Origin of the sequence: Agromyces salentinus (assembly GCF_009749395.1) — a bacterium.
Lineage (GTDB): Bacteria > Actinomycetota > Actinomycetes > Actinomycetales > Microbacteriaceae > Agromyces > Agromyces salentinus.
This window is the reverse complement of the sequence record NZ_WBIR01000002.1, coordinates 42,182-57,653: the sequence shown is the minus strand read 5'-3', so window position 1 is coordinate 57,653 and position 15,472 is coordinate 42,182. Positions and strand designations below refer to the sequence as shown.

General features: G+C 69.3%; 18 protein-coding genes. 10 read left to right on the top strand and 8 right to left on the bottom strand.

Annotated elements, in window-relative coordinates; genetic code table 11:
* Window positions 1–22: 22 nt before the first annotated feature.
* A complete protein-coding gene (locus tag GQQ95_RS03175) occupies window positions 23–781 on the bottom strand; it encodes an MIP/aquaporin family protein (RefSeq protein ID WP_157426210.1) in 759 nt (252 codons plus the stop codon).
* 203 nt (window positions 782–984) lie between these two features.
* Between GQQ95_RS03175 and dhaK the strand changes: the two genes are divergently transcribed.
* From dhaK to dhaM, 3 genes are read left to right on the top strand one after another with little or no spacing between them, the layout of a single operon-like run.
* Window positions 985–1,986, top strand: coding sequence for a dihydroxyacetone kinase subunit DhaK (gene dhaK / locus GQQ95_RS03170; protein ID WP_157426209.1), 1,002 nt, complete (start codon window positions 985–987; stop codon window positions 1,984–1,986).
* Between the two features lie 10 nt (window positions 1,987–1,996).
* Window positions 1,997–2,644: a dihydroxyacetone kinase subunit DhaL gene (gene dhaL, locus GQQ95_RS03165; protein ID WP_157426208.1), complete on the top strand. Its 648-nt coding sequence runs from the start codon at window positions 1,997–1,999 to the stop codon at window positions 2,642–2,644.
* A 1-nt stretch (window position 2,645) separates the two neighbouring features.
* Window positions 2,646–3,371: a dihydroxyacetone kinase phosphoryl donor subunit DhaM gene (dhaM, locus tag GQQ95_RS03160; protein ID WP_157426450.1), complete on the top strand. Its 726-nt coding sequence runs from the start codon at window positions 2,646–2,648 to the stop codon at window positions 3,369–3,371.
* A gap of 29 nt (window positions 3,372–3,400) precedes the next feature.
* Here dhaM and GQQ95_RS03155 read toward each other — a convergent pair whose 3' ends face one another.
* On the bottom strand, window positions 3,401–4,165 hold the full coding sequence (locus tag GQQ95_RS03155; RefSeq protein ID WP_157426207.1) for an SDR family NAD(P)-dependent oxidoreductase: 765 nt from the start codon (window positions 4,163–4,165) through the stop codon (window positions 3,401–3,403).
* A 239-nt stretch (window positions 4,166–4,404) separates the two neighbouring features.
* Between GQQ95_RS03155 and GQQ95_RS03150 the strand changes: the two genes are divergently transcribed.
* Window positions 4,405–4,557: a hypothetical protein gene (locus tag GQQ95_RS03150; protein ID WP_170296944.1), complete on the top strand. Its 153-nt coding sequence runs from the start codon at window positions 4,405–4,407 to the stop codon at window positions 4,555–4,557.
* Between the two features lie 123 nt (window positions 4,558–4,680).
* Window positions 4,681–5,349, top strand: coding sequence for an HNH endonuclease (locus GQQ95_RS19790; RefSeq protein WP_343032758.1), 669 nt, complete (start codon window positions 4,681–4,683; stop codon window positions 5,347–5,349).
* Between the two features lie 309 nt (window positions 5,350–5,658).
* On the opposite strand, the gene GQQ95_RS03140 is transcribed toward GQQ95_RS19790, so the two are convergent.
* The 3 genes from GQQ95_RS03140 to GQQ95_RS03130 all read right to left on the bottom strand — a co-directional run bounded on the left by GQQ95_RS03140 (window position 5,659) and on the right by GQQ95_RS03130 (window position 7,049).
* A complete protein-coding gene (locus GQQ95_RS03140; protein ID WP_157426205.1) occupies window positions 5,659–6,123 on the bottom strand; it encodes an iron chaperone in 465 nt (154 codons plus the stop codon).
* Window positions 6,124–6,185: 62 nt separating this feature from the next.
* Complete coding sequence (locus tag GQQ95_RS03135) at window positions 6,186–6,596, bottom strand: VOC family protein (protein ID WP_157426204.1); 411 nt, start codon at window positions 6,594–6,596, stop codon at window positions 6,186–6,188.
* A gap of 9 nt (window positions 6,597–6,605) precedes the next feature.
* Window positions 6,606–7,049 carry a helix-turn-helix transcriptional regulator gene (locus GQQ95_RS03130; RefSeq protein ID WP_246205163.1) on the bottom strand — a complete coding sequence of 148 codons (444 nt, stop codon included), beginning with the start codon at window positions 7,047–7,049 and terminating at the stop codon, window positions 6,606–6,608.
* 148 nt (window positions 7,050–7,197) lie between these two features.
* Between GQQ95_RS03130 and GQQ95_RS03125 the strand changes: the two genes are divergently transcribed.
* The gene (locus GQQ95_RS03125; protein ID WP_246205162.1) at window positions 7,198–7,803 is read left to right on the top strand and encodes an HdeD family acid-resistance protein; all 606 of its coding nucleotides are present in this window, start codon (window positions 7,198–7,200) and stop codon (window positions 7,801–7,803) included.
* Window positions 7,804–7,884: 81 nt separating this feature from the next.
* On the opposite strand, the gene GQQ95_RS03120 is transcribed toward GQQ95_RS03125, so the two are convergent.
* On the bottom strand, window positions 7,885–8,652 hold the full coding sequence (locus GQQ95_RS03120) for an SDR family oxidoreductase (protein WP_157426202.1): 768 nt from the start codon (window positions 8,650–8,652) through the stop codon (window positions 7,885–7,887).
* 138 nt (window positions 8,653–8,790) lie between these two features.
* Between GQQ95_RS03120 and GQQ95_RS03115 the strand changes: the two genes are divergently transcribed.
* From GQQ95_RS03115 to GQQ95_RS03100, 4 genes are all read left to right on the top strand, one after another.
* Window positions 8,791–9,258 carry an NfeD family protein gene (locus tag GQQ95_RS03115; RefSeq protein ID WP_246205176.1) on the top strand — a complete coding sequence of 156 codons (468 nt, stop codon included), beginning with the start codon at window positions 8,791–8,793 and terminating at the stop codon, window positions 9,256–9,258.
* Entirely contained in the window at window positions 9,255–10,196 is a 942-nt protein-coding gene (locus GQQ95_RS03110) for an SPFH domain-containing protein (RefSeq protein ID WP_157426200.1), read from the top strand. Before GQQ95_RS03115 ends, GQQ95_RS03110 begins: the two co-directional genes overlap by 4 nt.
* 3 nt (window positions 10,197–10,199) lie before the next feature.
* Complete coding sequence (locus tag GQQ95_RS03105; protein WP_157426199.1) at window positions 10,200–10,955, top strand: glycerophosphodiester phosphodiesterase family protein; 756 nt, start codon at window positions 10,200–10,202, stop codon at window positions 10,953–10,955.
* A gap of 85 nt (window positions 10,956–11,040) precedes the next feature.
* Complete coding sequence (locus GQQ95_RS03100; RefSeq protein ID WP_157426198.1) at window positions 11,041–11,403, top strand: RNA polymerase-binding protein RbpA; 363 nt, start codon at window positions 11,041–11,043, stop codon at window positions 11,401–11,403.
* Between the two features lie 49 nt (window positions 11,404–11,452).
* Here the strand turns inward: GQQ95_RS03100 and lnt are convergent, their stop codons facing one another.
* Both lnt and GQQ95_RS03090 read right to left on the bottom strand, forming a co-directional pair.
* On the bottom strand, window positions 11,453–12,985 hold the full coding sequence (gene lnt, locus GQQ95_RS03095) for an apolipoprotein N-acyltransferase (RefSeq protein WP_246205161.1): 1,533 nt from the start codon (window positions 12,983–12,985) through the stop codon (window positions 11,453–11,455).
* 50 nt (window positions 12,986–13,035) lie between these two features.
* Window positions 13,036–15,468 carry a DEAD/DEAH box helicase gene (locus GQQ95_RS03090; RefSeq protein WP_157426196.1) on the bottom strand — a complete coding sequence of 811 codons (2,433 nt, stop codon included), beginning with the start codon at window positions 15,466–15,468 and terminating at the stop codon, window positions 13,036–13,038.
* Window positions 15,469–15,472: the final 4 nt, after the last annotated feature.

Below are 15,472 nucleotides of genomic sequence, written 5' to 3'. Positions count from 1 at the left end.
AGGAGCCGGGCGGCGGTGCACGCTATCCGAGCACGGGAAGGAGGGCGAGCGCCGCCCAACCCGCGATGAGACCGCCGATGATCGGGCCGACCACGGGGACCCACGAGTACGACCAGTCGCTGCCGCCCTTGCCCTTGATCGGCAGCAGGGCGTGTGCGATGCGGGGTCCGAGGTCACGGGCCGGGTTGATGGCGTACCCCGTCGGGCCACCGAGGGAGGCGCCGATCGCGATCACGAGGAACGCGACGGGGATGGCTCCGAGTTCGGCCGGCGTGCCGCCGTACGAGAAGCCGAGGATGACGAAGACCAGCACGAAGGTGCCGATGATCTCGGTGACGAGGTTCCAGCCGTAGGAGCGGATGGCCGGACCCGTCGAGAACACGCCGAGCTTGTTCGCGGGCTCGGGCTCATCGTCGAAGTGCTGCTTGTATGCGAGCCAGCAGAAGACGGCGCCGATGATCGCACCGATGAGCTGAGCGCCGATGTAGGTGAAGATCGATGCTCCATCGATCGGGATGCCGGGCACGAATTCAGACTCGCCCTTGCCGAGGAAGTTCACCGTCAGACCCAACGTCACCGCAGGGTTCAGCTGGGCACCGGACGCGTACGAGACGATGACGCCGGAGAAGACCGCGAGGCCCCAGCCGATGTTCACCATCAGAAACCCGCCGTTGAAGCCCTTCGTCTTGGTCAGGGCGACGTTCGCCACGACGCCGCATCCGAGCAGGACCAGCATCGCCGTGCCAACCATCTCCGAAAGGAAGATGACTCCGAGATTCATTGCTACCCCCTTCGCGTGCGCCGCCGCGTTGCGGTCGCACAGTCACACTATCCCCGAGGCCCATACGGGGGGAATGGCCGCGCGGGACATCCGGGAACCCCTTCCACCGCAGTCCGCTGCTGGCGTAGGTTGGCCGAGGGAGTGCTGCGTCGGGGTCGATGCACGGCCGCTCGGCATCTCGCAGCCCAGGGGAGAGGACGAGCGTGAAGAAGATCATCAACGACCCGAAGCGGGTCGTGGACGAGTCGGTCGCAGGATTCGGGCTGGCGCACGCCGACATCGTCAGGGTCGAGCTCGACCCGGTCTACGTGGTCAGGGCCGATGCCCCGATCGCCGGGAAGGTCGGCATCGTCAGCGGTGGCGGCAGCGGCCACGAACCGCTCCATGCGGGGTACGTCGGCTTCGGCATGCTCGACGCGGCGGTGCCCGGCGCGGTGTTCACGTCGCCGACCCCCGACCCCATCCTCGCCGCCACGAGGGCGGTCGACGGGGGAGCCGGCGTGCTCCACATCGTCAAGAACTACACCGGCGACGTGCTCAACTTCGAGACGGCGGCCGAACTCGCGGCGATGGAGGACATCACGGTTCGTGCCGTCGTCACCGACGACGACGTCGCCGTCAAGGATTCGCTGTACACCGCCGGGCGGCGAGGCGTCGCCGGAACGGTGCTCGTCGAGAAGATCGCGGGCGCGGCTGCCGAGCGGGGCGACTCGCTCGACGAGGTCGCCGCGGTCGCCGAACGCGTGAATGCGAATGCCCGCTCCATGGGGCTCGCCCTCACGGCGTGCATCGTCCCGCACGCCGGGGAACCGAGCTTCGACCTGGGCGAGGACGAGATCGAGATCGGCATCGGCATCCACGGCGAGCCGGGCCGCGAGCGCGTGGGCCTCGAGCCCGCCGACCGGCTCGTCGACCGTCTGCTCGAGCCGATCCTCGGGGACCTCCCGTTCAGCGACGGGGACCGGGTGCTGCTCTTCGTCAACGGCATGGGCGGCACGCCTCAGATCGAGCTGTACCTCGCGTACCGGCGCGCCGCGGAGTCGCTCGGGGAACGCGGCATCGAGGTCAGCCGCTCGTTGGTCGGCAACTTCATCACCGCTCTCGAGATGCAGGGGATGTCGATCACGCTCCTGCGCCTCGATGACGAGATGATCGAACTCTGGGACGCGCCCGTGCAGACCGCGGCGCTCCGCTGGGGCCGATAGGAGCGCGCGCGTGGGACTGGACATCACCTGGGCAGTCGACTGGGTCAGACGAAGTGCCGAGGTCGTCGCGGAGCATCGCGTCGAGCTCATCCGATTGGATCGCGACATCGGCGACGGAGACCACGGAGAGAACCTCGACCGCGGTTTCGAGGCCGTGATCCCCAAGCTCGACGACCTCGCCGCCGGTTCGACTCCGGGCGACGTGCTGAAGATGGTCGCCATGACGCTGATCTCCACCGTGGGCGGCGCCGCGGGGCCGCTCTACGGCACCGCCTACCTCAAGGCCGCGGCCGCCGCCGGGTCCGATGCGTCGCTCGACGGACCTGCCGTCGCGCGTGTGCTCGAGGCCGCCCGCGACGGGATCGTCGCCCGCGGAAAGGCGGAGGTCGGGGACAAGACGATGATCGACGCCTGGTCGCCGGCGGTCGAGGCGGCCGCGGCCGCCGCCGAGGCGGGCGCCGACGCCACGGCCGTGCTCGCGGCAGCGGCGTCGGCTGCGGCATCCGGTGCGGAGGCGACGGAACCGCTCGTGGCCAGGAAGGGACGCGCGAGCTACCTCGGCGAGCGATCGGTGGGGCATCGCGATCCCGGGGCGCAGTCGAGCGCGCTGCTGTTGCAGGCCGCGGCCGACGCGGCATCCGAGTCGACCGGTGCCTGAGGTGAGCGGCCGCGTCGGCGTCGTCTTCGTGTCGCACTCCTCCAAGATCGCGGCCGGCCTCGTGGAACTCGCCGCCCAGATGGCGCCGTCGGCTGCGCTCGTGGCAGCGGGCGGCACGGACGACGACCGCATCGGGACGAGCTTCGACCGGGTCATGTCCGCGATCGACGAAGCGGATTCGGGTGCCGGAGTGGTGGTGCTCTGCGATCTCGGCTCGGCGATCCTCACGGCGGAGACCGCGCTCGACTTCCTCGACGACGAGCTGAGATCCCGGGTACGGATCGTGGACGCACCACTCGTCGAGGGCGGTGTCGCAGCGGCGGTGGCGGCGGAGTCGGGTGAGGACCTGGAATCGGTCGTGCGGGCAGCGCTGTCCTCGGCGAGCGGAGGCGCGCCGGGCGTCGTGAACGGCGCTGGCGAACCGCAGGCGACGCTGCCCGGTCCGGCCGACGCCGGCCCCGGGACGTCCGCAGGTCCGGTGCGGACCGTCACCCTCGTGAACGACGACGGCCTGCATGCGAGGCCCGCGGCCGTGCTCGTGAAGCTCGCGAGCAGCTTCGACCAGAAGGTCACCGTGAACGGCACGGATGCCAGGAGCCTGCTCGCGATCATGTCCCTCGGACTCACCAAGGGCGCGTCGCTCCGGATCGCGAGCGACGACCCCGCCGCCGGTGACGCCGTCGCGGCGATCGCCGACCTCGTGGAATCGGGGTTCGGCGAGGTGTGACGGGGCGGCCGGCGCCGCCCGCCGTCGGTTCAGTTGCCGCCGGCGACCCGGATGTCCGCACCCGAGGTGTAGGACGCATCGTCCGACAGCAGGTAGACGACCGCTCCGGCGATCTCGTGGACCTCGCCGGGCCTGCGCATCGGGATCCCGGGAGCTCGTTCGTCGGGCGCGTTCGGCCGCCCGGCCGCGGCATGGATCTCCGTGCGCGTGGTGCCGGGGGAGACCGTGTTCACGCGCACGCCGACGGGGCCGAACTCCTTCGATGCCCCGGTGGTGAGCGCGTTCAGGGCGGCCTTGCTCATGGCATAGGTGATGTAGGTGTTCGGCGAACCGCTGGTCGCGGCGCCAGAGGAGATGTTCACGACGCTGCCGCCGTTGCCCCCGCGCTCGGTCGACATGTGGGCGATCGCGGCCTGCGTCACCACGATCGGCGCGAGCACGTTCACCCGGAACACGAGTTCCGTCTCCTCGAGGGGGGCGTCGAGGAAGGGGCCGATGCGACCGGTGATGCCCGCGTTGTTCACGAGACCCGTCACGGTGCCGAACTCCGCGATGGCGGCGGGCACGACGGCAGCGGCCGCGTCGAGGTCGCTCATGTCCACCGCGATCAGCAGCACCCTGGAGCCCGATGCCTCGCACTCGGCCTTCACCGACTCGGCATCCGCGACGCGATCGCGGTAGGTGATGACGAGATCGTGGCCGACCCGCGCGAGGCGCCTGGCGATCTCCGCTCCGATGCCGCGGCTCGCGCCGGTGATGATCGTGACCGGTCGGGTCGTTGCATCCGTAACCATGGGACCAGCCTAGGACGGCCACGGATGCTGGCGGCGATGTCGGCCGAGGCGTAGCATCCGCTCATGGCAAGCACTGTGGCGAGCCCGTCCGAGGGCAACGACCGAGACCTGTACCTGCGTTCGTCGAGCGAATCGAGCCGGCGTTGAGCGCCGCATTCGGCCAGGGGAAGCCGGTGGATTACGGTCCCGATGACTCGGCCCCGACCGAGGACCGCCCGTGTCCGCTCTGCGGCCACCGCATGGGGGACCACGCCATCGACCATTCGACGCCGGAGTCGATCCTCGTCTGCCCGACCACCGACCGACTTCCCGAGCGGCCGATCGACACCCCGCTCAACGAGTTCGGCATGCCGGTCGAACCGGTCGAGGACGGCCGCACGAGGGGCATGTAGCCACGACGGGGCGCTCGCGCGGGAGTGATCTGTTCTCGGGCCTCGTTCGTAGATTGATGCTCCGAACGCATTGATCGTCGCGGTGAGTGGCCGCGGGTGCATGGATCACGGCCGGATCCATGCATGACGGGACGGGACGATACGTCATGGATGTCCTCATCGACGCGCACCCACGGTGCGACGTGGCGTGTCGACATCGCTCACGGGGACGCGCCGGGTGCTGCGACGACGCCGATGCTCAGTGATCCGCTCGTCGTGCACGCGACAGGGGAGGGGTACGTCCTCGGAGCGAGTAAGGCACGACTGTCGTCCTCGCAGCGGACGGCGCCGGCGCCGGAGCCGGGTTCGGAGAGCGGCAGCACGGACCGTGCGTGGCAGGACGAGATTCGCGGAGCCTCGGATTACGATGTCGGCATGGCCGTCAGCCGGAGCCGCGCGGCGGTGTATGCACGTCGGCGAAAGCGTCGCCTGGCGCAGAACACGCACGACCTCACCGATGCGCAATGGCAGGCGCTGATGGCCGAGTGGGGCGGATGCGCCTACTGCACGGCGAGTGATCGCCAGTTGCAACGCGATTGCGTCCAGCCGATCTCACGGGGCGGACGCTACACGCTCGGCAATGTCGTGCCGGCCTGCGGAGCGTGCAATGCGAGCAAGTCCAACGACGAGGTGACGTCGTGGCTGCGTCGCAAGAATTTCGACGAACGGATGTTCCTGATTCGGCAACATGAGATCGGCAGGTTGCTGGAGGAGCGATTCGCCGAGCCGGGACTCGCCGAGGGGCAGCCGTGAAAGCCGAGAGCCTCATCCTGACCTTCGTTCCGACATAATGTGCATTATCGGCGCATGGGGCGAGTGCATGGGCGCTGCTCGGTCTTGCCGCGGCTCCGTGCTCGCCATCCCGCGTCAGGATCGATCTCAGGGCGGGTTCATCGGCGTCGATCGCCTGGGAACAGGTCTTCCGACACGCTGCGTCTGCTGCTCTGCGTCCTGAGCGCCTGCGCGCCGTCACGGGCCGGCGATCCGCCGAACGACGTCGCCGACCCGGACGACCGGCTCTCAGGTCGCCGCGGAAAGCTTCCTTCAGCCCAAGACTCGATCTCAGCCGGCGGCGCGCGTGACGAGTTCGGCGATGAGCTTCGTGTCGGCGGGCGTGAGCTTGGTCACGGCGTACGAGGTCGGCCACATGCTGCCGTCGTCGAGGGCTGCCCCGTCGTTGAAGCCGAGCGTCGCATACCGCGCCTTGAACTTGCCCGCGGGCTGGAAGAAGACGACGGCCTTGCCGTCGGCGCCTGCGTAAGCGGGCATGCCGTACCAGGTGCGGGGTTCGAGCTGAGGCGCGTGCTCGAGGACGATGGCGTGGATCGCCTCGGCCGCCGCGCGGTCGTCGCCGTCCATGGCCTCGATGCTCGCGATGCAGTCGGCCAGTGCCTCGGCCGCCTTCTCCTCCGCCGAGGCCTTCCTGGCAGCCCTCTTCGCCTCAGCGGCGGCGGCCTTCATCGCGGCCCTCTCCTCGGCGTTGAACGCCTGGTGCGAAGGTTCCTTCTTGGTGGTCTTCTCGGTCATCATGCTCCTCGGTCGCGTGTGGTGTTCGTCTGGTGTCCGTTGCGTGGGCGGCATCCGCAACGTCATACGGGCTGCTGGATGCGGACCATGTTCCCGGCCGGGTCGCGGAACGCGCAGTCGCGGACTCCGTACGGCTGGTCGATCGGCTCCTGGGCGACCTCTGCGCCGCTCGCGGCGACCTGCTCGAACACGCCGTCGACGTCGCTCGTCGACAGCACGATGCTCGCGTAGGTGCCCTTCGCCATCATCTCGGCGACGGTGCGGCGTTCGTCCTCGGTGGTGCCGGGATCGGGAGTCGGCGGCGTGAGCACGATCGACGTGTCGGGCTGTCCGGCCGGGCCGACGGTGATCCACCGCATCTCCTTGTAGCCGACGTCGTTGCGCACGTCGAAGCCGAGGGTGTCCCGGTAGAACCGCAGCGACTCCTCGGCGTCGGTGTGCGGCAGGAAGGTGTATTGAATCGTGATGTCCATGTCTCCACGCTACGTTCGGGGAGCCGGACCGGCTTCTCGATTCCTGATCGGTCTCGCGACGCGCTTCGCGAGCACCGATGGGACCGCTTCGAAGATGCCGTCGGGCTGCTGGCGATACACGCTCGGCGGCACTCCCACGAGCTCCGTGAATCGCGTGCTGAACGTGCCGAGCGACGAGCAGCCGACGGCGAAGCAGACCTCGGTGACGCTCAGGTCACCACGACGCAGCAGCGCCATCGCGCGTTCGATCCGCCTCGTCATGAGGTAGCTGTACACGGATTCCCCGTATGCGAGCTTGAACTGGCGGCTGAAATGCCCGGCGGACATGTTGACGCCGCGCGCGAGTTCCTCGACGTTGAGGGGCTTCGCATACTCGCGGTCGATCCGGTCGTGCGCGCGCCTGAGCAACGCGAGATCGCGCAGCCGCTGGTCCTCCCCCGCGTTTCCGGTCACAGTGCGATTCTGGCACGAGGGTGCTCGCGACGCCCGCGACGGTGCGGGTGGTCGAGTCGGAGACTCGCGGCGACATCCGCGACATCCGCCGTGGTCTGGGAATACGCTGTGAGCGCACCATCCTGTCGCCCATCGAAAGGACCCGCTCATGTCTTCCCAGCAGCCACCCGTCGTCTTCGCGGCTTTCTCGCTGAACTCCGCGAACATGTCGAAGTCGGCCATCAACACGGTGCGTACGACGCTCGGGATCTCGGGCGCGATCGCCCTGATCATCGGCATCTTCATCACCTTCTGGCCGAAGAACGCGGCCGACGTGCTGACCGTCCTCCTGGCGATCTACTTCCTGATCGCGGGCCTCGCGTACATCGGCCTCGGGATCTTCTCCAAGGGCATCTCCGGTGGTGCGAGGGCCCTGGACATCATCCTCGGCGTGGTCTTCGTGATCGCGGCGGTCATCGCGTTCGCGAACATCCAGGCAGCTGCGAGCCTGCTCGCGGCGGTACTCGGCATCGTCGTCGGCATCGTCTGGATCATCGAGGGGGTCGTCGCGCTCGTGCAGTCGGGCGACGCACCCTCGCGGGGCTGGGCGATCTTCTTCGGCATCCTCAGCCTGGTCGCCGGCATCGTCCTGCTCTTCTCGCCGATCTGGGGCTTCGTGATCCTCTTCGTGATCACCGGCATCAGCCTGATCATCCTCGGGATCGTGCAGATCGTGCGTGCCTTCACGTTCGGCAAGGGCGTGACCACGGCCTGATGTGCCTCGAGACGCCTGCGGGCCGGTCGGGATGCTCCCGGCCGGCCCGCAGGCGTCGATGATGCGCTTTCGCGACGGTGATCAGCCCTCGGGCGGGAACCCCGAGACGTCGCCCACGTAGCGCGTGTGGTCGGCCGGAATCGGCTCGACGGCCGCGGCCGCGACCTCAGCCGCGAACTCGGAGACGTTGTAGAGGCGACCGGCGTCGACCTTGCGCGCCTCGATCGCACCGGGGTTGGCCCGCTCGAGAAGGGTCGCCGTGATGGTTCCCTCGATCATGTCGCCCGAGACGGTGACGAACTCGACGCCCGCGGCGTCGAGCTCGGGCAGCTTCGCCCGAAGCGCATCCTCGCCGGCGCGCTTGGACAGCGCGACGGGCTCGTACTCGGGCATCGTCGGCGTCGTGCGGATGAAGTGCGCCTGGTGGCTCGTCACGAACACGATGCGGGCCCCATCGGCGAGGTGCGGGAGCGCGTTGTCGACGACGTTGACCTGCGCGTCGCGGTTCAGGCGCATCGCGTAGTCCTCGCCCATGCCGGTCTCCATGCCGCCGGAGGCATTCAGCACCAGCACGTCGACGGGCCCGAAGGCGGCGACGGCCTCTTCGAACATCGAGGTGACGGATGCCGCGTCGGTGAGGTCGGCGCCGATGGCCACGGCGCGCCCGCCCGCAGCCTCGATGGCGGCGACGACCTTGTCGGCGCGCGGCGCCTTGCTGCGGTAGTTGACGACCACGGCAGCACCGGCTTCGGCGAGGTAGCGGGCGGTGTCGGCGCCGATGCCGCGCGAGGAACCCGTGACGAGGGCCACCTTTCCGGTCAGGGATCCTGGGGCGAGTGGATTGGTCACGTGCGAGTCTCCTCGGGGCAGTTCGGGTCGGACCGGTCGGTCCCGGCGATGCGCCGCACCGAGGATATCAACCCCCCGCGGCATCCGTCGTCCTGATAGTTTCGGTAGTGGGGCCGTGCGAAGGAGAACGAATTGGATGTGCTCACCCAGTACGCGTGGATCGCCTGGTTGGTGCTCATCCTCGTGTTCGCCACCATCGAGGTGTTCACCCTCGAGATGACGTTCCTCATGCTCGCGCTCGGAAGCGTGGCGGGCCTGCTCTCCGGGCTGTTCGGCATCCCATGGTGGGCCCAGTTCGTCGTCGCCGCGCTCGTGGCCGTCGCCCTGATCCTGACGCTCCGGCCATCCCTGCTCCGAGCGCTCCGGCGCGGTGCCGATCCCGCGCGGAGCAACATCGACGCGCTCATCGGCGCGGACGGCCGGGTCGTGCACACGGTCACGGGTGCCAGCGGCCAGGTCCGGCTCCAGAACGGCGAGGTGTGGACGGCACGCCTCTCCCCCATCACCGAACAGGCCGATGTCCCGGTCGGCGAGCGTGTGCTCGTCACGGGCATCGACGGTGCGACCGCCGTCGTCGTACCGGTCGAGAGGAGCACCCCCCAGTGAATGCAGGAACGGTGATCGCGACGATCGTCGTCATCGCGATCGTCATCTTCGTGGTCGTCGTACTCGTACGCTCGATCCGAATCATCCCCCAGGCCTATGCGGGCGTCGTCGAACGCCTCGGGCGCTACCACAAGACGCTCATGCCGGGGCTGAACATCCTGATCCCGTTCATCGACCGGTTGCGGCCGCTCGTCGACATGCGCGAGACGGTCGTCTCCTTCCCGCCGCAGCCCGTCATCACCGAGGACAATCTCGTCGTCTCGATCGACACCGTCGTCTACTTCCAGGTCACGGACGCCCGGGCGGCCACCTACGAGATCGCCAACTACCTCGGTGCGGTCGAGCAGCTCACGACCACGACCCTCCGAAACGTCGTCGGCGGACTGAACCTCGAGGAGGCGCTCACCAGCCGCGACAACATCAACGGCCAGCTGCGCATCGTGCTCGACGAGGCCACCGGCAAGTGGGGCATCCGAGTCTCCCGTGTCGAGCTCAAGGCCATCGACCCGCCCCTCTCCATCCAGGACTCGATGGAGAAGCAGATGCGCGCCGAGCGCGACCGCCGCGCGCTCATCCTGACCGCCGAGGGCACCAAGCAGTCGGCGATCCTCACGGCCGAGGGCCAGCGGCAGGCGGCGATCCTCCAGGCGGAGGGCGACGCGAAGGCGGCCGTGCTGCGTGCGCAGGGCGAGGCCGAGGCCATCACCACGGTGTTCAAGGCCATCCACGACGGCGACCCCGACCCGAAGCTGCTCGCCTACCAGTACCTGCAGACGCTCCCCGAGATCGCGCAGGGGCCGGCATCCAAGCTGTGGATCGTGCCGAGCGAGCTCACCGAGGCATTGAAGGGCATCGGGACCGCCTTCCGGCTGCCGCCCGGGATGCCGGGCTCCAGCCAGCCCACGGCGCCGGGCGCGAACCCGCCTGCACGCGACTAGCGGGTGCGCTCGACCTACCTCGACCCGCCGAGGCCGCGTGTGCTCGCGCACCGCGGCCTCGCGATCGAGGTCCCCGAGAACTCCCTGGCCGCGTTCGAGCGGGCGCTCAACGCGGGTGCCGGATACCTCGAGACCGACGTGCGCCTGACGCGCGACGGCATCGTGGTGATCGCCCATGACGAGACCATCGAGCGCATGACCGGGCGGGGCGACTCCGTCGCCGCACTGACGATGGCGGAACTGCGCTCCATCGACCTCGGGTCGGGACAGACGTTCAGCACGCTCGCCGAGGCGCTCGAGGCATTCCCCGATGCGCGCTTCAACATCGACGTCAAGGTCGCAGATGCAGTCGGCCCCGTCGTCGACGTGATCCGCTCGACCGGGGCATCCGATCGCGTCCTGCTCACGAGCTTCTCCGATGCGAGGCGACGACGACTCGGCGAGCTCCTTCCCGGAGTGGCGACCTCCACGGGCCAGGCGGGCGTCATCCTCGTGCTGCTCGCCTCCTGGCTCCGTTCTCCGTCGCTCGCGCGACGCGGGCTCCGCGGTGCCGCGGCGGTGCAGGTGCCCGAGCGGTTCCGGATGATCCGGGTGGTCTCGCCCGGCTTCGTCGACGTCGTGCATCGCGCCGGTGCCGAGGTCCACGTCTGGACAGTGAACGAGACGGAGGACATGCGGCGGCTCCTTGCGATGGGCGTCGATGGCCTGGTGAGCGACCGTCCGGACCGCGTGATCGCGCTCCTCGACGGCCAAAACTGAGAATTCCCCGGCAATCACCCAGCCTCCGGAAGGGGAATGCCCAGCTTGATCGTTTATACCTAGAGACGATCGAGAGGAGCTCGCCATGGCAGACCGGAGCCTACGAGGCATGCGCATCGGCGCTCAGAGCCTGCAGAGCGAAGACGGAGTGATCTTCGCCGAGCGCGCTGAATACAGGTACCGCTGCGCGGCCTGCAACCACGAGACGGTCATGATCTTCTCGGCCGAAGCCGAAACCCCCGAGGAGTGGGAGTGCCGCAACTGCGGTGCGCCCGCAACGCTGCTCGTGGATTCGAAGCCGGTCGAGATCGACCGTTCGGGCGAGAAGGTCGCCCGCACCCACTGGGACATGCTGCTCGAGCGCCGCACGCGCGCCGAGCTCGAGGAACTGCTCGAAGAGCGCCTCGCCTTCCTCCGCGCCCGCCGCGGACAGAAGCAGAGCGCCTGACGCGTTCCCCCGTCGACGCCGCCTCCGTTCGGAGGCGGCGTTCGTGGTTTCAGGGCGACTTCGGGTGGCTCCTGAGCCGTGCGAGGATGCCTGCCACCACGAGACCGAGCGCCGCCCCCCAGACGAGCAGGGACGGCAGCCAGACGCCCATCGCGACGGCAGGCGTCGACCCGTCGCGGAGGGCGACGTCGGTCACCATCGCCCCCGGTTCATAGGCCGGGAGCGAATCGATCGTCCGGCCGGACGGATCGATGACCTGACTCGTTCCCACGGTCGAGATGTTGACGACGGAACGGCCCGTCTCGATCGCCCGGAGCCGCGCGATGGCGAGCTGCTGCTCGTTCTCGTCGGTGCCTCGGAAGTCCGCGTTGTTCGTCTGGAGCATGAAGAGCTGCGCGCCGTCGTCGACGGCCTCCCAGACGAGGTCGTCGTAGATCACGTCGAAGCAGATCGCGAGGCCCGTGACCGCGTCGCCCAGGTCGAAGACCGGGGCATTCGTGCCGGGCGTGTACCCACGCTGCACGAGGCCGATGAGGTCGGGCGCGATGGCGTAGTAGAAGTCGCGATCGGGGATGTACTCGCCGAACGGCACGGGGTGCCGCTTGTCGAACGTGGCGACGGCGCCCTCGCCGTCGCGCCAGAGCATCGACGTGTTGAAGTACTCCTCGCCGCGCATCGTCACCGTGTTCAGCAGCACGGGGGCATCCATGCGCTCGCTCAGGTCGTCGAAGACCCCGGCGACCTCCTCCGAGCGCGTCGGGTCGATGTCGGACCCGCCCTCGGGCCAGAGCAGCACGTCGATGCCCGCCTCGTCGGCGATGGGCTCCGTCGCATCGAGCTGCGCGCGCAGCACGTCGCCGGGTTCGCGCTCGTCGAAGTACCCCGACGGCCCGTTGCCCTGCACGCTCGCCACGCGCAGCGTGCCGGCATCCGTCGTCTGCCAGGCGGGGACGAGCATGGCGACCAGGGCGACGGCGACCGCGGGAACGGCCGACCGGATGCCGCGGCGCGAGCCGAGCCGGACCCACTCGATGATGCTCGCCACGATGAAGACCATCACGAAGCCGAGCCCGGTGCTGCCCGCCCAGGAGACCACGTCGGCGAAGGGGCTCTCGGACTGGCTCAGCGCGGCCCTGCCCCATGGGAAGCCGCCGTACGGGAACGTGCCGACCACGGCCTCCCGGAGGCACCAGAGGCCGGCGACGAGCGCGGGCAGCACGAGGACGCGGACCCAGGTCGCATCGCTCGCGCGTGGGACCCAGCGGTAGGCCAGCGTGATGAGCAGCGCTCCCCCGGCGACGAACAGCGATTCGAGGAGCGAGAGGGCCAGCCACGGGATGGGCCCGAGATAGAGCGAGGTCCAGGACACCTGCTGGAGATAGAAAGCCAGCCCGAACGACAGGCCGACGAGCAGGGCCCCCCACGCCGATCTGCCGATCAGGCTGACGAGGGCGAGGGCGATGCCGAGGAAGGCGAGCGGCCACCACGACACCCCCGGGAACCCCAGGTCGTAGATCAGTCCACCGATGACGGCGGTGACGACGGCCGCCCAGAGGGGCAGCACGGGCTTCGGGAGGGGCACCAGAATAGCCTAGGTCCAGTTCACTGGGAGGTCGCGAGCGCCTGCTCCGCTCACCCCGCCACGTCGTAGGCGACCACGCCGCGGCGGACCAGGTCGATGGCCGCGCGCGCCGTCGCCCCGAGTTCGGCATCGGCGACGATGGAGATCTGGTCGAGCAGGTCGACCACCTGCTTCGCCACGCGGACGAAGTCGCCCGCCGCGAGGTCGGTGTCGCCGAGCACGGCGCCGAGGCCGGCCCCGCTCGCCCAGGCGTGCATGGCCACGGCCAGCGCCGGTGACGGGACCTCGCTGCCGGCGAGCCGGTGGTCGCGCTCGAGGTCGTCGAGATGCGCCCACACGTCGGTCGTGCGCTCGAACGCGTCCCGGAACCGTCCGCGGGGCAGCCGGAACTGCTCGCCGCGATCGTCACGGCGGGGTTCGTAGATCAGGGAGACCGCCATCGCCGCGACGGAGGGCGCGTCCAGGCCGTTCCAGTACCCGTGCCGCAGGCATTCGGCAACCAGGAGGTCGCGCTCGCCGTAGATGCGCTTCAGGATGCGGCCGGCCGAGGTGGAGACGAGCGACCCGTCGTCGGCGCGCTCGAAGTAGCCGAGGATCTCGAGCACCTCCGCAACCCGGTCGAACCGCTTCGCGATCTGCCCCGTACGGCTGTGGATCTGACGCGAGAGCTGCTCGTGCTCGCGATGCAGGCGCCACCAGCGCTCCGCCCAGCGGGCATGCTGCTCCCGCTCGGCGCAGCCGTGGCACGGATGCGCCCGCATCTGCTTTCGGGCGGCCACGAGGTCGCGCTGCATCCGCTCGCGCTGGCCGTGCGTCGAATTGCCCTTCGACGCCTGGCGCTCGAGGTCGCCGATGCGTCGGCGGATGGCGGCGTACTCCGAGAAGTCGCCCAGATGGCACTGCATCGCCTGCTCGAAGCCCGCCATGGACTCCTCCTGCTTGCGCAGCGTGCGCGCGAGGTCGACCACGGCGCGGTCGGCCTGGAACTGGGCGAACGAGAGCTCGAGGATCTGGCGCGTGCGCTCGCGACCGAACTGGTCGACGAGGTTCACGGCCATGTTGTAGGTCGGCTTGAAGCTCGAGTTCATCGGGTAGCTGCGCCGTGAGGCCAGGGCGGCGACCGACTCGGGATCGAGCCCGTCGACCCATTGGATGACCGAATGCCCCTCGACGTCGATGCCCCGGCGCCCGGCTCGACCGGTGAGCTGGGTGTACTCCCCCGGCGTGATGGGGACGCGAGCCTCGCCGTTGAACTTCTCGAGCTTCTCGAGCACCACGGATCGCGCCGGCATGTTGACGCCGAGCGCGAGCGTCTCGGTGGCGAAGACGACCTTCAGCAGCTTCCTCTGGAAGAGCTCCTCGACCACCTCCTTGAAGGCGGGCAGCATTCCGGCGTGGTGTGCGGCGACGCCGCGCTGCAGCCCCTCGAGCCAGTCCCAGTAGCCGAGGACGGCGAGGTCCTCGTCGCGGAGCATCTGCACGCGCGACTCGACGATGCCCCGGATCTCGTCGCGTTCGGCCGTCTCGGTCAGGCGGATGCCGGAGCGGAGCACCTGCCGGACGGCCTGGTCGCAGCCCGCACGGGAGAAGATGAAGAAGATCGCCGGGAGCAGGTGCTTGCCGTGCAGGAGGTCGACGACCTCGGGTCGGTCGATGCGGCCGGTGCCCTGCCCGCCGCCCTGATGGAATCGGCCACGGTCGCCGCCTCGGCGGCCTCGGGCCGAACGCGAGGTGATCGATCGCCCGCCGGCGCGGGCGAGCTGCATGAGCTCGGGATTGACCCGGTTCGTCGCAGCGGTGCCCGAGGAGTCGAACAGGTCCACGAGCTTCGCCTTGACCAGGACGTGCTGCTCGAGGGGAACCGGGCGATCCTCCGAGACGATGACGTCCGTGTCGCCGCGGACGGCCTGCAGCCAGTCGCCGAACTCCTCGGCGTTGGACACCGTCGCGCTGAGCGAGACGAGCCTGACCGCCTCGGGCAGGTGGATGATCACTTCCTCCCAGACCGCGCCGCGGAACCGGTCGGCCAGGTAGTGCACCTCGTCCATGACGACGTAGGCGAGGCGGTCGAGCGTCGGTGACTCGGCGTAGAGCATGTTCCGCAGCACCTCGGTCGTCATGACGACGATGCGCGCGTTCGAGTTGACGTTGGTGTCGCCCGTGAGCAGCCCGACGTCCTCGTGGCCCCACGTCTCGACGAACTCCTGGTACTTCTGGTTCGAGAGGGCCTTGATCGGCGTCGTGTAGAACACCTTCGCGCCCGTCTCCTGCATCGCCAAGTACACGGCGAACTCCGCGACGACCGTCTTGCCCGCGCCCGTGGGTGCGGCGACGAGCACGCTTCGGCCCTCGTCCAGCGCGCCGCACGCGGCGCGCTGGAAGGGGTCGAGGTCGAATCGCTGCGCGGCGGCGAAGTCCTGGAGTCGGGGGCGTCGGCGCTGTTCGCGCGACAGGGCGTACCGTTCGGCCGGCGAGAGGCTCATCCCC